The organism is Rhodopila sp. (assembly GCF_965277165.1).
Taxonomy (GTDB): domain Bacteria; phylum Pseudomonadota; class Alphaproteobacteria; order Acetobacterales; family Acetobacteraceae; genus Rhodopila.
In genome coordinates, this window is sequence record NZ_CBDICE010000005.1 from 2299998 (window position 1) to 2314502 (window position 14505).

The window sequence follows — 14505 nt, forward strand, 5'->3', positions numbered from 1 at the left end:
TCGGCGCCCCGGCCGATGGGAGCAGGCGTCGAAGCTATCGAGCGGTAGGCGTGCGCCTGGTGGTCGTTGCCGATGGATCAGGTGTTGATGCTATTCATCGGTTTGGTTTTGACACGATGACAGGATGACACAAAGATTTCTCAGTGTTATGAACCGAATGGATCGAGCGCGGTTGCGACGACTATCACGCTTTCTCGCTGATGCAGACCATTTATACTCCGACGGGCTGAGTGGTATTCGCGGCGTGGGTCGCCGTGGCGGCTGCGAAGTCAATTGGATACCAGCTTCCCGTCGTCAACCGATGAGTGAAGTCCTATAGCCGGTATTCCTCTGGCCGGTATGACGCGGAAAGGCGCTGTCGAAGCCGGGACCCTGCTCCGTGGCGCTCCGTGGCCTCGATCTTTCTCTGTGTTGGAGCCTTTGCGACGCCCGGACGCCGAGGCCGGAGGATTTGCTGGGAGGTCGTGTTTCACCTTGCGTTGTCTGTGTGTGCGGTGGGGCGTGGTGGGACAATTCGAGGCGTATTGGCGAAGGCGTTGCGGCTTCGGCTTTTGTTAAGCTTTAGCACGGAGAAAGTGACGAGCACACTGAGTGCCACGGAGATTGATGGTGTCGCAGGGCGCGGTCATGTCTCGGGTTGATTGGCCAGACGGTGGGCCAAGATGATCGACGCAGCGGCTGAAGAAACGACCCGCCGACGCATTGTGTCATTGTGTCTTCGTGTTTAATCGAACTGATCGGCAGCACTGGTCGCGACGATTGCGCACATTGGGGCGTCACCGCGCGAAACCACCCTGTGGCGGGTCGTGTGAGGACCGGCAAAGGGGTGAAAGCTTGGCGTCCATATCAGGCTGCCGGGCGCGCGCCGGGCGGGATCGAAGCGTGGGGCGCGATCCCGGCGCCGGGCCGGATTGCCGCGCTGGGCGGGATCGCGGCTTGGGGTGATATGGCGACGTGGGGCGGGATCGGGGCGTGGGCGGCGATGAGGGATTCGCCGACCCCGGCCGGGCATTCGTCGACACCCATTTGCGCCAGATACAGCCGCCGGGCGGCCTCGGGGTCGGTTTCGGCGAGGCGCTGACGGGTGGTCTCGATCATCGCCTTGACCTGGCGCAGTCGTTCGATGACCTCGGCATCCTTGGCGTCGGCCACGGCGGGGTCTTCCTCGACTTCGATGTCCTGGGCGGGGATGGGGACGGGGCGGGCGGGGATGTCGCGGGCCTGGTGTTTGTCCAGGGCTTGCTGGGCCTGGTTGGCGTGGCGGTTGACGGTGTTGGCGCAGGCGCGGACGCGTAGCCGCATCGAGGGCGTCAGATCGGCGCCCTCGGCTTCGGCCATCGCGCTGAGCGCGGTCATGGTGCAGGCGATGAGCTTGGCGGTGGCGAACAGTTCGGCGCGGTTGCGCGGGGCGTAGGAGGTCAGGGTCTCGAGGATTTCGTCGCGGGTGGCGGCGAAGTCGGGACAGTCGATGGAGAAATACGGCATCAGGAAGCGGATCACGGTTTCCAGCGTTCGGCTGGCCAGCAGGGCGGCGGGAAGCGCGGTGGAGGATGACGCTGACGTTGACATGAGGCTGGCGGGTCCCGGTCTAGGTTGGGGGCGGGATTTGGGGAAGGCGCTCTGGGGAAGGACCGGCTGTCATGGGCTCACGGCCTGTCATGAGCTCACGGCCTGTCATGGGCTCAGGGGCCGTCGCGGGCTCACGGGCTGTTGCGGCATGCTTCGAGCGCCTGGTTGGCCTGATCCAGGGCGAAGCCAAGGCGGTTGCAGGCTCGGGTCGCGGCGCCGGCCAGGAACCTCGCCTGATCGGAGTCCGGCGCCGCGGCGGCAAGCTGGCGCACCACGTCGAGCACCGGATAGGGCGGCTGCGGCAGTGCCGGGTCGTGGCCGAAACGGTCGCCGGTGGTGTAGTCCATCGGCACCATGGCGCGGGAGACCGCGACGAGCGCCTGATTGAACCGGGTGATCGCCGAAGCGTCGGTCACCGCCTGGGCGGTCGCGTTGACGGCGGTGGCCTGTTGGCGCAGCCGGGCCACTCGCGTGGTCAATCCGGACAGATCGAACCGGCCGTCGAGTTGCTGGCGCAAGCCCGACAGTTGGGCATCCAGCGCCGCCGCCGCGGCGGCATAGTTGAGCGGCAGCACCGGATCGGTGAGCAGGCGCCAGATGGCGTGGACATAGACTTTGGTGTCACGCGCCAGCAGGTCGGGGTCCATCTTGTCCAGCGTGTCGTCGGGGGTGTGCCACCACCATCCGAAGCCGGCGCCCTTGCGGGTGCCATCGCCGAATACCGCACCCATGACGTTGTCGGCGGATCCGGCCGGCTGCTCCCCCATGCCCCAGCGAGGCTACGCCGATGCCCCAGAATGATTGGTCGCCGGCTCGGCTCATGCGTTGGCCGTCGAGTTGCTGGCCGCCCTGGGTGCGCACCGCGTCGGCGGCGAGGCTGGACAATTCGGCTGAGGCGAGGGCGTCGGCCATCACCGTGTTGCCGCGGGCACCGGTGCTGTCGACGTTGACGTGGGCGACGCAGCGGCGGGCCAGGTCGTGCCAATTTATGTCGGCATACCAGGTGGAGCCGGAGTAACGGCCGTGCGAATGGCCGGACCAGAAGCACAGGCGAAGGCCACGGCGCCAAGCGGCTCGTTCGGGGGCGAACAGGCGGGCGATTTCCAGCATGGTGGCGTTGGCGCCGCCGTTGTCCATCACGCCGTAGTGCCACGTGTCGTGATGGCCGCTGAACAGGACGAACGGGCCGTTATCGTTTGCGCCCGGGGGGTTTGCGCCCGGGTGGTTTGCGCCCGGGTGGTTTGGGTCGTTATCGGTTGGGCCGGGCAGGTCGGCCACCAACAGCGGGGTCTTGCGCCAGCCGGTATCGACCTCGGAATGCAGCACGACCTCGACCGGCTGGTTGGCTTGCACCCGCCGCTTCAGGGCATCGCCATCGGCTTTGCGCACACTGAGCACGACGGTCCTCGGCAGGTTGTCGAGCATGTCGCTGGTCGGGCTGCCCCAGACCGAAGAGATGCACATCTCATGCAGGTGTTCATGGGGACTGATGTGGATCTGGCCGATCGCGCCGGCCAGGGACGCCCGGCGCGTGGCGCCTGGGTTGGCGATCGATTCCAGCAGCACGATCTTGCCGCCTGCGTCGAGCGCGGCGAAGTCCTCGGCGCGGCCGTGGCCGCCATAGACGACGGTTCCGCGCAGACCGCCAGGTGGCGAGGGGCGGGAGAACGAGTGGGTGATGCAGTCCGGGGTTTCCGCCTCGATCTGGATCCGCGCCCGCCCGGGCAGGCTGATGTAGGCGTCGTGCAGAATGAGTTCTGTGTGGTAGCCGTAGCCGTCGAGGGTCGCCTTCAGGTAGCGGAAGCTTTCCAACTCGTCGGGCGTGCCGGACAGCTTGACGCGGCGGGCGAATTCCTCGAGGTGACGCATCATCAGCGTGGGATCGACCGCCGCGCACAGGCGGGAAATGTGTTGGTTGATCATCAGGCGGGCTTCTCCCGCAACGAAGGTGCCGAACCGGCGATGTCGTCCGGCAGCGGCAGGCCGGCGCGCTCGTGTACGAAAATCGTGGCGATGAAGCTGAGGATGCCGGCCGCGACCAGATAATACGCCGGCGCCACCGGATCGCCAGTCAGGCGCACCAGCGCGGTGGAGATCAGTGGCGCGAAACCACCGAAGATCGCCACTGCGAAGCCATAGCTGATGGACAGCGCGGTGTAGCGCAGGCTGGTTGGGAACTGTTCGGCCAGCACGGCGCAGATCGGGCCGGCGTAGAGGCTGAGGATCACGCTGGCGACCGACTGCGCCAGCAACAGGCCCCCCAGCGAGTGCATCGTCACCATGACGTGGAACAGCGGATAGGCCAGCACGGACGATGCGGCCGAGGCGGCAAAGAACAGCGGTCGGCGCCCGATCCGGTCGGACAACCGCCCGACGATCGGGGTCAGCAGCAAACAGATCACGCCGGCGGCCAGAGTGGACAGGAAGGTGGACGAGGCCGGGATGTGCAATTGCACTTGGGCGAAGCTTGGGACGTAGATGACGAAGACGTAGTTCACCACGCAGCCGATGATGCTGAGGCCGAACGCGGCCAGCATGGTGGCGGGATACTGGGTGAGCGATTGACGCAGCGGTGAGCGGCTGACGTCGTGGTGCTGCCTGGTGCGCTCGAATGCCGGTGTTTCCTCCACCTTGGTGCGCAGATAGTAGCCGACCGGGCCGAGGATGAAGCCGATCAGGAAGGGCAGGCGCCAGCCCCAGGCGAGGAAGGCGGCGTTGTCCATCGCGGCGCTCAGGATGAAGGCGACGAGGGTGGCGGCGAGCAGTCCGAGGGCGGTGGCGGCCTGCTGGTAGCTGCTGATGGCGCCGCGTCGGTTCGGCGGCGCGTACTCGACCAGGAAGGCGGCCGCGCCGCCCCATTCGCCGCCGGTGGAGAAGCCCTGCGCCATGCGGCACAGCACCAGGATGATGGGCGCGAAGACCCCGAGGGTGGCGTAGGCCGGGATGAGCCCGATCAGGCCGGTGGCGGCTGCCATCAGCCCGATGGTGACGACCAGTGCGGCGCGGCGGCCATGGCGGTCGCCGTAGGCGCCGATGACGACGGCCCCGATCGGGCGGATGACGAAGCCCACGGCGAAGGTCGCGAAGGTGCCGAGTAGTCCGGCGACCGGGTCGGTCGATGGGAAGAATGCGCGGGCCAGCGCGCCGGCCATCAGACCGTAGATGACGAAGTCGTAGATCTCGAAGATCTGGCCGATGCCACAGGCGACGATGGCGCGATTAATGGCGGCTTCGTCGACCGGATCGGCGGCGGCTGTGCCGATCGGGACATGGGCCGGGATTGGCGAGCTGACGGCCATGACGGAGATCCTTCTCCAGTTGGCGGTGGCGTGCGGACCAGCAGTCTGCGGTTCAGACCCGCTTGACGCCCCAGAACAGCATGACGCCTGCCTTGACAAACCCGGTCAGGTCGTCGCGGTGCCCGGTCGGGGTAAACCATTGCCCTGTCGGAAAGAACGGCAGGTTCTGGAACGCCAGGCGCTGCATGTCGCGGCACACCGTTTGCTGGCCGGCAAGGTCGGGGGTGTCGAACCATTTATCCCGCAGCGCTTCCATCTTGGGGTCGGTCGGCCAGCCGAACCAGCCGCCGTTGCCGTTGCCTCGGAGCGGGAAGTTGCCGCCAGGATTGGAGACCTGGAGGCCGCCCCAGGTGGTGCAGAAGCTGTTCCAGCCGCCCTTGTCGGATGGCGCGTGACTGGCTCGGCGCGACACCAGCGTGCCCCAGTCCATACTGGTGTATTTCGAGTTGAGGCCGATCGATTTGTAGAACGCGTCGGTGACCTGGGCCATGGCGGATAGTTGCGCCTGATCGGAGGGCGACATCAGCACGATCGGCTCGCCCTTGTAGCCGCTTTCGGCGACCATCTTCTTGGCCAGCGGCAGGTTGCGTTTGCCGTTGATCTTGTTCATGTCGACATCGCTCGCCATCGGCGAACCGTCGATGAAGAAGCCGGCGGTCTGGCCGAGGCTTTGCTGGTCGCCGAGCACCGCATCCATGTAATCGTGCTGATTGATGGCGACCAGGATGGCCTGAAGCAGCTTGGGGTTGTCGAACGGCGGCTGGGTATGGTTGACCCCGACCACGCCGAGGGCGCCTAACGGGTCGAGCACTTCGAGCTTGACGCCGGGGGCGGTCTTCAGCATCGGCAGCAGATCGATCAGCGGGTTTTCCCACCAGTCTACCTCACCGCTTTGCAGCGCCTCGGCGGCGGTGGCGGGGTCGGGCATGATCTTCCATTCGACGCGATCGAAATTGACCACCTTGCCGCCGGACCAGTAGCTGGGCGACTCCTGGCGGGGGACGTACTTGTCGTTCTTGGCGTAGGCGGCGGAGGCGCCGGAGATCCATTCGTCCTTGAGGAACTTGAAAGGGCCGCTGCCGATATACTCGGAGATCTGGGTGAAGGCGTCGGTCTTGGCGATGCGCTCGGGCATGATGAAGCAGCCGTTGGCGCCGAGCGCGTAGGCCATCTGGGGGAATGGGCGGGTCAGGCGGATCTGGAAGGTTTTGTCGTCGATCACCTTCATCTCGGCGGTCAGGCTCATCAGGCGCTGGCCGAAGCCGTCGCGCTTGCCCCAGCGCTGGATCGAGGGGATGCAATCCTTCGACAGCACGGGCTGGTTGTCGTGCCACAGCAGGCCGTCGCGCAGGGTCATTTTCCAGGTCAGGCCGTCGGTCGAGGTTTCACTGCCGGCCAGCATCTGCGGGCGCCCGACCAGGCTCTCGTCGATGCCGAACAGGGTATCCCAGACCATGTAACCGTGCAGGGTGGCGATGGTCGCGGTGGTCCAGATCGGATCGGGGTTGGCGAGGTTGGCCTGTGGCACGTAGCGCAACACCTTGGGGTCGGCTGCCAAGGCGGGGCTGGCGAGGCTGGCCGCGGCAGCCGCGCCGCCGGTCAGGACGCTGCGTCGGTCGATCATGCGGAACTCCGTTGCTCGGTTGGTGGGCTTGCCGGGATTACGGCGATGGACGATTGGATGGGGTTCGCCCGTATTGTATCTGGTTGATCTTGCATGCTTCGTGCCAAGGCTGGGCGCGGATCAGTGCCACGGGGTGTGCTTGACGACCTCGCCGCCCTTGACGATCAGCGGCATGTGGGCGCCCTGGCGGGTAAGCAGGGACAGATCGCGCAACGGGTCGCCATCGACCACGATCAGGTCGGCGAACGCCCCTGGCGCAACCGTCCCGATCAATTCCTCCATCCGGCAGAGTCTTGCCGCGATCCGGGTGGCGGATGCAATGACCGTCTGCGCCGGAAGCATCCGGGCGCGGATCACGAATTCCTCGGACTGATGGCGCTGCATCGGCCCGAGCAGGTCGGTGCCGAAGGCCATCGGCAGGCCGGCCGCCTGCATCACCTCGAGCGAGCCGATACCGGCGTGGCGCACGCTGTCGATCTTGGCGACGGATTCGGCGCCGAGGCCCAGCGCTTCACCCTCTTCGGCCAGTTTGTCGTAGGTGACCAGGGTGGGGACCGCGAAGGCGCCCCGTTCGGCGGCGAATTGGGCGGTGGCGGGCTGGATCAGGTTGCAGTGCTCCAGCGAGCGGACGCCGCACTCCACGGCGCGGCGGATCGCTGGGTCGGTGTAGAGATGGGCGGCGACGTAGGTGCTGGCGGCCTCGGCCTCTTGCACCGCGGCGGTGATTTCTTCTTGCGAGAAGCCGAGGAAATGGATCGGGTCGGTTGGCGAGGCGACGCCGCCGTTGGCCATGAGCTTGATGAACTGGGCGCCGGCCTTGATTTCCTCGCGGGCGGCGCGGCGAATTTCGGGCACGCCGTCGCACAGCCGGCCGAGCGCGCCGAGGCGGGTTTCGAAGTGGTTGGGGCCGGCGTTGAAGCGGCCACGGAAGTCGCAGTGGCCGCCGGATTGGCTGAGCGCCTTGCCGGCGATGATCAGGCGCGGTCCGAACACCGAGCCTTCGTTCGATGCGACCACCTGGCCGTGGTCGGCGCCGCCGACGTCGCGCACGGTGGTGAAGCCGCGCATCAGCATATCGTGCTGCAAGCGGATCGAGCGGGCCATCACCAGGGAGTCCGGCAGGGTGGCGTTCTGACCGAGACTGGCGAGGACAGCAACGATATGGACGTGGCAGTCGATCAGGCCGGGCATCAGCACGCGGTTTTTCAGGTCAATCAAACGGGCTGACCCTGGGGCTAAGCTGGGCGGTCCGGACGTTGGGGAAACCTGCTTGATGCGATCGCCCTCGATGACGACCGTCATCGGCGCGGTTGGTTCGGGCTGGGTGCCGTCGACGATGCGGGCGTTGGTCAGATGGGTGAGTTGCATGGCGGCTATCCTTTGGGTGGCTGTCCTTTGGGCGGCTTTCTCATGCGGAGACGGGGTTGCTGCCATACGGCATGGCCGGGTAGCGGGGAACGCCCCCCGGGGAGGCAGTGAGACCAGGACGAACCGCCTGAGCGGTTGCCGGATTGCCGCGGCAACGGTCAGATGCATGGTGCAATTTCGCTTTGTTGCAGGAATTCGCGCAATGGGTAGCTTCCGCTCAGCGCGATCCTGCTCCAGGAGGCCTGCATGTCCCGCCCCGCCCGCACCGTTGCCGCCTGCTCCGCCATGATCGTCGCGCCGCAACCCGAAGCTGTCGAGGCCGGACAAGGCATCCTGGCGGCCGGAGGCAGCGCGGTCGATGCGGTGCTGGGCTGTGCCTTTGCTCAAGGCGTGGTCGATCCGTTGATGTGCGGCATCGGCGGGTTGGGCAGCATGCAGGTGTTCGATCCGTCCACCGGCAGCCACGTCGTGCTGGACGGCCTTTCCACCTGTCCGGCCGGCTGCACGCCCTCGATGTGGCAGGCCGTGTTCGAGCGGGAGTGTGCCGACGGTTACGGCTATGTGCTGGCCGGCGCGGTGAATGAACTGGGCCGTTCGGCGGTGACGACGCCAGGGGTGCTTCGGTTGTTCGAGGCGGCGCATGACCGGTTCGGACGGCTGCGCTGGGCCGAGTTGCTGGCTCCGGCGATCGAATACGCTCGGTCCGGGTGGGCGGTGCGCCCGCACGTCGCCGGGGTGTTCGCAACCAACGAGGCGGCGTATGGACGTCTGCCATACAGTGCCAAGCTGGCGGCAACGGCTGACGGGCGGGCGCTGTATCTGCGTCCCGACGGCAGTCCCAAACGGGTCGGCGACCTGGTGCGCAACCCCGACCTGGCGGCCACCCTGAGCGAAATCGCCCGGGACGGGGTCGAAGCGTTTTACAGCGGGCGGATCGGCGAACGCATCGTTGCCGATATGCGGGTCCATGGGGGCCTGCTGTCGCAGCAAGACCTGGCGGGGTTTCGCGCCCGCGTGCATGCTCCGCTGGAGGTCAGCTATCGCGGGCGGCGGGTCAGCGCGCCGCCGCCGCCGGCCGGTGGTATCGTGGTGGCCGAGATGCTGCGCATCCTGGAACGCTTCGACCTGACGGCGCTGGGCCACAACACCGCCGATTATATTCGCGTCGTCGCCGAGGCGATGAAGATTGCCGGCGGCGACAAGGAAACCCATATCGGCGACCCCGATTTCGTGGCTCCGCCGCTGGCGATGCTGTTGTCCGACGATTATGCCGAGGCGTGCGCGGCGCGGATCCGGAGCGGGCGGAAAACCGCGCTGTCGCGGGTTGGCGGCGATGGGCGCCATACCACCACGGTGTCGTGCGTCGATGCCTCGGGCATGGTGGTTTCGCTGACCCATACGCTGGGCGTGCCGTCCGGGGTGATCCCGCCCGGCACCGGGTTCATGCTGAACGGGGCGATGAACTGGTACGATCCGCGGCCTGGGCGCGCGGGGTCGATCGCGGCCGGCAAGCGCCGGTTTTCCTCGATGTCCCCGACGCTGGTTTTCGAGGGCGGTACGCCGGTGATGACCCTGGGCGCGCCGGGCGGGGCCTGGATCGGGGTGGCGATCCTGCAGGCGCTGTTGAATGTGCTGGATTGGGGGATGACGATGCAGGAGGCGGTCTCGGCGCCTCGGTTCTCGGCGACCACCGATGTCATAGACATATCCAACCGGATTCCGCGCCGGGTGCAGCGCGGGCTGGAGGGGCTGGGCTACGAAGTGCGGCGATCGCCGCTGTCCTATCCGTTTGCCGCGCCGCACGGGATCACGCTGTGGGATCGGCGGCTGGAGGGTGGGGCGGATCCGCAGCGCGACGGCTACGCGGCCGGCGTCGGCGGCTGATCAGGATGGTGCGTGATCCGATCGGGTCGGCGCCCGGTCAGGACGGGTGGCCGAGGCGCCAGAGGCCGACATCGATCGCGCCGGCACGGAATCCCGCCTCGCAGTAGCTGAGGTAGTATTCCCACATCAGCTTGAAGCGGGCGGAAAACCCGGTCGCGGCGATGTCCGGCCAGGCGGCCTGAAACCGGTCCTGCCAGAGTTTCAGGGTCTGCGCGTAGCTTGCGCCGAACATTTCCACGCTGTGCACGGCGAGGCCGGCGCGGGCGATCTGCGCGCGCAACGCAGATGACGACGGCAGCATGCCTCCGGGGAAGATATAGCGCTGAATGAAATCGCTACTTCGCCGATATGAGGCAAACCGTTCGTCTGCGATGGTGATGGTCTGCAGCACGATCACGCCGCCGCTGCGCAGGCGGTCGCGCAGCATGGCGAAGAAGACCGGCCACCAGGTTTCGCCAACCGCCTCGAGCATTTCGATTGAAACGATACGATCGAACCGGCCTTCGACCTGGCGGTAGTCCTGTATCCGCAGATCGACCCGATTGGCCAGTCCGGCAGCGCTCAGGCGGGCCTGAGCGTAAGCGTGCTGGGCCGGGGAAAGCGTCAGCCCGGTGACCGCGGCACCACTGGAGGCCAGGCGTTCGGCAAGGCCGCCCCAGCCGAAGCCGACCTCCAGGATGTCTTGGCCGGGACGCGGATCGAGCAGCGATACGACGCGATCCTGCTTGGTGGTCTGCGCCGCTTCCAGCGTTGCGTCGGCATCGGTGAACAGCGCCGAGGAGTAGGTCATGCCGAAATCGAACCAACTGGCGTAGAAGTCGTTGCCGAGGTCGTAGTGCTGCACGATGTTGCGCCGGCTGCCCGACAGGGTATTGGACCGCGCCAGATGGCGCAGCCGCTGGATCAGCCGTGCGAGTGGTGCTCCGCCGTTGGCGCCGGGGATCGAGGCCTGATGGCGGGCCGCCAGTTCGATCAGCGCCGCGAGATCGGGGCTGGACCAGTCGCGATCCATGTAGGCCTCGGCGAAACCGATGTCGCCGGCCAGCAACAGCCTGCGCAGCACGCGCCAGCGATGCACCAGCAGCACCGCCTCGGGGCCGGCTGCGCGGGTATCGTGGGCAAAGCGCCGCCCGTCGGGCAGGATCACGGTCAGCGAACCGCAATGCAGGCGGCTGAACAATCGGTGCAGCAGGCTGGCTGCGAGGCCACGACGCGGCGGGAGGGTCACCTCGACCGCCGGGTTTACCGTGGTGCCCATCACGCCTGCCTTATCGCCATAACGACACTGACCGGGTCGGTCGGGGGCGCCGGGCGCGGGCGAAGCCGCATGCCCTTGCGCCAGAGCTTCAACGCCTCCCAGTGGATTCCGCCGAGTACATGGGCGGCGAGCAGCGGATGGCGCAGCAGGGCGCGCATCAGGTTGGCGTCGGTCAGTTCGCGGCGTTGGCCGGCGAAGCAGGCGGACAGCATCGGGCCGGCGTCGTCGTGCGCCTCGATCGCGATCGCCACCCGGTTGCGCGGCGGGCTGAGCCGGAAATGATAGTTCAGTGCCATTTCCATGAATGGTGACACATAGAATTGCTTGGCGCAGCTTTGGCGATGGATCGCGGCATGCGGGTCGGCCACCGGGATGAGATAGCCGTGGCGCTGGCCGAAGGTGTTGTTGACCTCATACAGAACGGCACGCAGCGCGCCATCGACGGCGTGGCAGAAGAACACGCTGAGCGGATTGAACACGCTGCCGAGCACCCGCGGCATGCACAGCAGCCGGATCGGGCCGCCGTCAGGGGCAAGCCCGGCGCGTTCGAGTTGCTGCTCGACCTGCACGCGCAGCGGGGTGGTGGTTGCCGCCAGATGATCGCGGGAACGGAAGCCGAACAGGTTGAACCGTTCGGCCGAAAACACCGACAACGCGCGCGACAGGCGGGGCAGTTCGTCGAGATCGAGCAGCAGCATCGGCATACGGTAGCGCAGCCGATGGCGCACCGGGCGCAGTCGAGTATGGACGACGCTGCCAAGGTAGATCGCCGAATTGAACGGGGCGGGCGTGGTCACAGCGCCATGGTCCTGATCTGACGGACGGGCGCCGGCAGGTAGATGCGGTCGGATTGATCGGGCAGATCCCAGGGCCGGCGGACGCCGCCGAGTGCCTCGGCGACGGCCAGGCCGGCTTGCAGGCCATCTTCATGGAAGCCGGCACCGAAATAGGCGCCGCAGTACCAGGTGCGCCGCTGGCCCTGCAGCGACCAGAGGTTGCGTTGCGCCTTCAGCGCGGCGGCGTCGAACTGCGGATGGTCGAAGGTTTCCTGGTGGATCACCGACCGCGGATCGGGGGCGCGATGCGGGTTCAAGGTCACGAAAATCGGGTCGATAGTGTGGAGCGACTGCAACTGATTCATCCAATAGGACGCGCACATCGCGTCCTGTCCCTGAGCATTTACCCCGATATAGTTCCAACTGCACCAGGCGCGGCGTCGGCGCGGCATCAGCATGGCATCGCGATGCATCACCGCATCGTTCGGGCGATAGTTGATGGCGCCGAGCAGATCGGTTTCCGCCTCCGAGGGGTCACCCAGCATGTGCAGGGCCTGATCGGCATGGGTGGCGACGACGACATGGTCGTACCAACCCTCCAGCCCCTTGGTATCGATCAGCCGGACCCGGTTTGGCTGGCGCCAGATCTGGCGGACGCCGCAGCCAAGGCGGATGCGGGCGGCGAACGGCGCGGTCAGGCGCTGCACGTAGGCTCGGCTGCCCCCGGTGACGGTGCGCCATTGCGGCCGGCGGCGGATGCGCAGCAGGCCATGGTTGTCGCAGAACTGCAGGAACGCCGACGCCGGATAGTCGGCCATGCGGTCCGATGGCGTGGACCAGATGGCGGCCGCCATCGGCAGCAGGTGATCGCGAATGAAAGCATCATTGTAGCCATGGACCGCGAGATATTCACCCAGCGATTGATGGTCGGCGGCGCACCGATGGACATCGCGCGGTGCCTGGCGATAGAACCGCAGCAGGTCGCGCAACATCGACCAGAAGCGCGGATTCAGCAGATTGTGCCGTTGCGCGAACAAGCCGTTGAGATCGGTTCCGGCGTATTCTAGGGCGCCTCCGCGCACCGACACCGCGAACGACATGTCGGAGGCGTGAGTCGGTACATCGAGATGGCGAAACAGGGCCACCAGATTTGGGTAGGTTGCCGGGTTGTAGACGATGAAGCCCATATCGACCGGCGTGGTGCCGTTTTCGTTTGCTACATCGATGGTATTGCTGTGGCCGCCCGGTCGCGAGGCTTGTTCGTACACGGTAACGTGGTGTGCCTGGTTCAACAGCCAGGCCGCTGACATGCCGGCGATTCCGGTTCCGATAACGGCGATGCTGAGTCGGTCATTTTGGCGGTGCATGATATCTGAGCTCTGCCGGTTCGGCTATTCAGCCATTTTTACGCACGAACCGCCGGTCTGGATCACGATCAAAAGTTGTGATCCGTTATCTAATGCGTTTCGTATTGGGGGTATGTATGTGTTGTATCAGGTGCAGCGAGCAGACGCCAAGACGGGTCTGCCGGCGTGGCTTTTTGTGCGTGGTGGGATGAGTCCTGACCCCGAAACCGACAGCCATGCCGCGCTGATAGTGGCGGTTGCCCGGTGCAAGGACGCTGGCGCGTTCGCCGGGTTGTTCGATTATTTCGCGCCTCGGGTCAAAGCCTACCTGCGTCGCCTCGGCGCGGATCCGGCGGTGGCCGAGGAAATGGCCCAGGATGTATTGCTGACGGTGTGGCGCAAGGCTGAGCTTTATGACCCTGAGCGGGCCTCGGCCGGGGCCTGGATCTTTGCCATTGCCCGCAACCTGCGAATTGACAGCCTGCGCCGTACCCGCCCGGTGGCGCAAGCACCGGATCCGTCGGATGAACCGGCGTCGGCCCCGCTGGCCGATGCGGTGATCGCGGCCGACGAACGGGCCACGCAGGTGCGCGCCGCGCTGGATGAGCTGCCGGCGGAACAGTTGACCATGCTGCAAATGGCGTTCTTCGAGGAACGCACGCACAGCCAGATCGAAGTTGAACTCGGCGTTCCGCTCGGTACGGTGAAATCACGGTTGCGGCTTGCCATGTCGAAGCTACGCGCCGCTCTGAAAGACGAAGAATGATCGGGCACCATCCCTCTGAGCTGACCCTGCTGGGCTATGCGGCGGGCACGCTGGCCGAGCCGCATCCGCGGGTGGTGGCGGTGCATGTGGCACGCTGCGCGGCGTGCCGGGCGGTGCTGCGCCGGGCCGAGGAGGCCGGCGGCGTGTTGCTCGACTCGCTTTCGCCGGCTTCACTGGCACCCGACGCGCTGGCGCGGACGCTGGCCCGGCTGAATACGCCGGCGCCGATCGACGAACCCGAACCCGTGGCGGTGACGCTGGATGGGCTAGCGAAGGGGCGCTGGCGCTGGCTGGGACCGAATATCGCAATGATGACGCTGGTTCCACGCGGGCCGAATGACAGCCGTCTGGACCTGATCCGGGCGGCGCCGGGCACCGGACTGCTGGAGCATAGCCATAGCGATTTCGAAACGACATGCGTGCTGCAAGGCGCTTTCGACGACGTAACGGGTAAGTATCATGTGGGTGACTTCGCCGAGGCCGACGGCGGTCTGGCGCACCGGCCGACGGCGCTGCCGGGGGAAGAATGCATCTGCCTGATCGCCACCGGCGGCCGGCTGCGCGCGCGCGGGCTGCTGGGTCGGTTGGTACGGCCGCTGATCGGTATGTGATCGG

Annotated in this window: 12 protein-coding genes; 3 read left to right on the forward strand and 9 right to left on the reverse strand. The window is 66.5% G+C overall.

The genetic code is table 11. From position 1 onward, the window contains the following. Window positions 1-846 precede the first annotated feature (846 nt). The 6 genes from ACQY4Y_RS11355 to ACQY4Y_RS11380 all read right to left on the reverse strand — a co-directional run bounded on the left by ACQY4Y_RS11355 (window position 847) and on the right by ACQY4Y_RS11380 (window position 7860). Window positions 847-1569, reverse strand: coding sequence for a hypothetical protein (locus ACQY4Y_RS11355; RefSeq protein WP_428490658.1), 723 nt, complete (start codon window positions 1567-1569; stop codon window positions 847-849). 131 nt (window positions 1570-1700) lie between these two features. After that, window positions 1701-2300 carry a hypothetical protein gene (locus tag ACQY4Y_RS11360; protein WP_428490659.1) on the reverse strand — a complete coding sequence of 200 codons (600 nt, stop codon included), beginning with the start codon at window positions 2298-2300 and terminating at the stop codon, window positions 1701-1703. Next, entirely contained in the window at window positions 2191-3492 is a 1302-nt protein-coding gene (locus ACQY4Y_RS11365; protein ID WP_428490660.1) for a M28 family peptidase, read from the reverse strand. The genes ACQY4Y_RS11360 and ACQY4Y_RS11365 overlap by 110 nt, the downstream gene beginning before the upstream one ends. Further along, window positions 3492-4868 carry an MFS transporter gene (locus tag ACQY4Y_RS11370; RefSeq protein ID WP_428490661.1) on the reverse strand — a complete coding sequence of 459 codons (1377 nt, stop codon included), beginning with the start codon at window positions 4866-4868 and terminating at the stop codon, window positions 3492-3494. The genes ACQY4Y_RS11365 and ACQY4Y_RS11370 overlap by 1 nt, the downstream gene beginning before the upstream one ends. Before the next feature lie 52 nt (window positions 4869-4920). Beyond that, window positions 4921-6492, reverse strand: a complete 1572-nt coding sequence (locus ACQY4Y_RS11375; RefSeq protein WP_428490662.1) for an ABC transporter substrate-binding protein — start codon at window positions 6490-6492, stop codon at window positions 4921-4923. A gap of 120 nt (window positions 6493-6612) precedes the next feature. Next, window positions 6613-7860, reverse strand: coding sequence for an amidohydrolase family protein (locus ACQY4Y_RS11380; RefSeq protein WP_428490663.1), 1248 nt, complete (start codon window positions 7858-7860; stop codon window positions 6613-6615). Window positions 7861-8106: 246 nt separating this feature from the next. Here ACQY4Y_RS11380 and ACQY4Y_RS11385 point away from each other — a divergent pair, with 246 nt between their 5' ends. Beyond that, entirely contained in the window at window positions 8107-9744 is a 1638-nt protein-coding gene (locus tag ACQY4Y_RS11385; protein WP_428490664.1) for a gamma-glutamyltransferase family protein, read from the forward strand. Between the two features lie 37 nt (window positions 9745-9781). Here the strand turns inward: ACQY4Y_RS11385 and ACQY4Y_RS11390 are convergent, their stop codons facing one another. The 3 genes from ACQY4Y_RS11390 to ACQY4Y_RS11400 are packed head-to-tail and all read right to left on the reverse strand — an operon-like array spanning window position 9782 to window position 13088. Next, window positions 9782-11002, reverse strand: a complete 1221-nt coding sequence (locus tag ACQY4Y_RS11390; RefSeq protein WP_428490665.1) for a class I SAM-dependent methyltransferase — start codon at window positions 11000-11002, stop codon at window positions 9782-9784. Continuing rightward, a complete protein-coding gene (locus ACQY4Y_RS11395; protein WP_428490666.1) occupies window positions 11002-11799 on the reverse strand; it encodes a DUF1365 domain-containing protein in 798 nt (265 codons plus the stop codon). Before ACQY4Y_RS11395 ends, ACQY4Y_RS11390 begins: the two co-directional genes overlap by 1 nt. After that, window positions 11796-13088 carry an NAD(P)/FAD-dependent oxidoreductase gene (locus ACQY4Y_RS11400; protein WP_428490667.1) on the reverse strand — a complete coding sequence of 431 codons (1293 nt, stop codon included), beginning with the start codon at window positions 13086-13088 and terminating at the stop codon, window positions 11796-11798. Before ACQY4Y_RS11400 ends, ACQY4Y_RS11395 begins: the two co-directional genes overlap by 4 nt. Here ACQY4Y_RS11400 and ACQY4Y_RS11405 point away from each other — a divergent pair. Continuing rightward, complete coding sequence (locus ACQY4Y_RS11405; protein WP_428490668.1) at window positions 13087-13890, forward strand: sigma-70 family RNA polymerase sigma factor; 804 nt, start codon at window positions 13087-13089, stop codon at window positions 13888-13890. The genes ACQY4Y_RS11400 and ACQY4Y_RS11405 overlap by 2 nt on opposite strands. Further along, the gene (locus ACQY4Y_RS11410) at window positions 13887-14501 is read left to right on the forward strand and encodes a ChrR family anti-sigma-E factor (RefSeq protein ID WP_428490669.1); all 615 of its coding nucleotides are present in this window, start codon (window positions 13887-13889) and stop codon (window positions 14499-14501) included. The genes ACQY4Y_RS11405 and ACQY4Y_RS11410 overlap by 4 nt, the downstream gene beginning before the upstream one ends. Window positions 14502-14505: the final 4 nt, after the last annotated feature.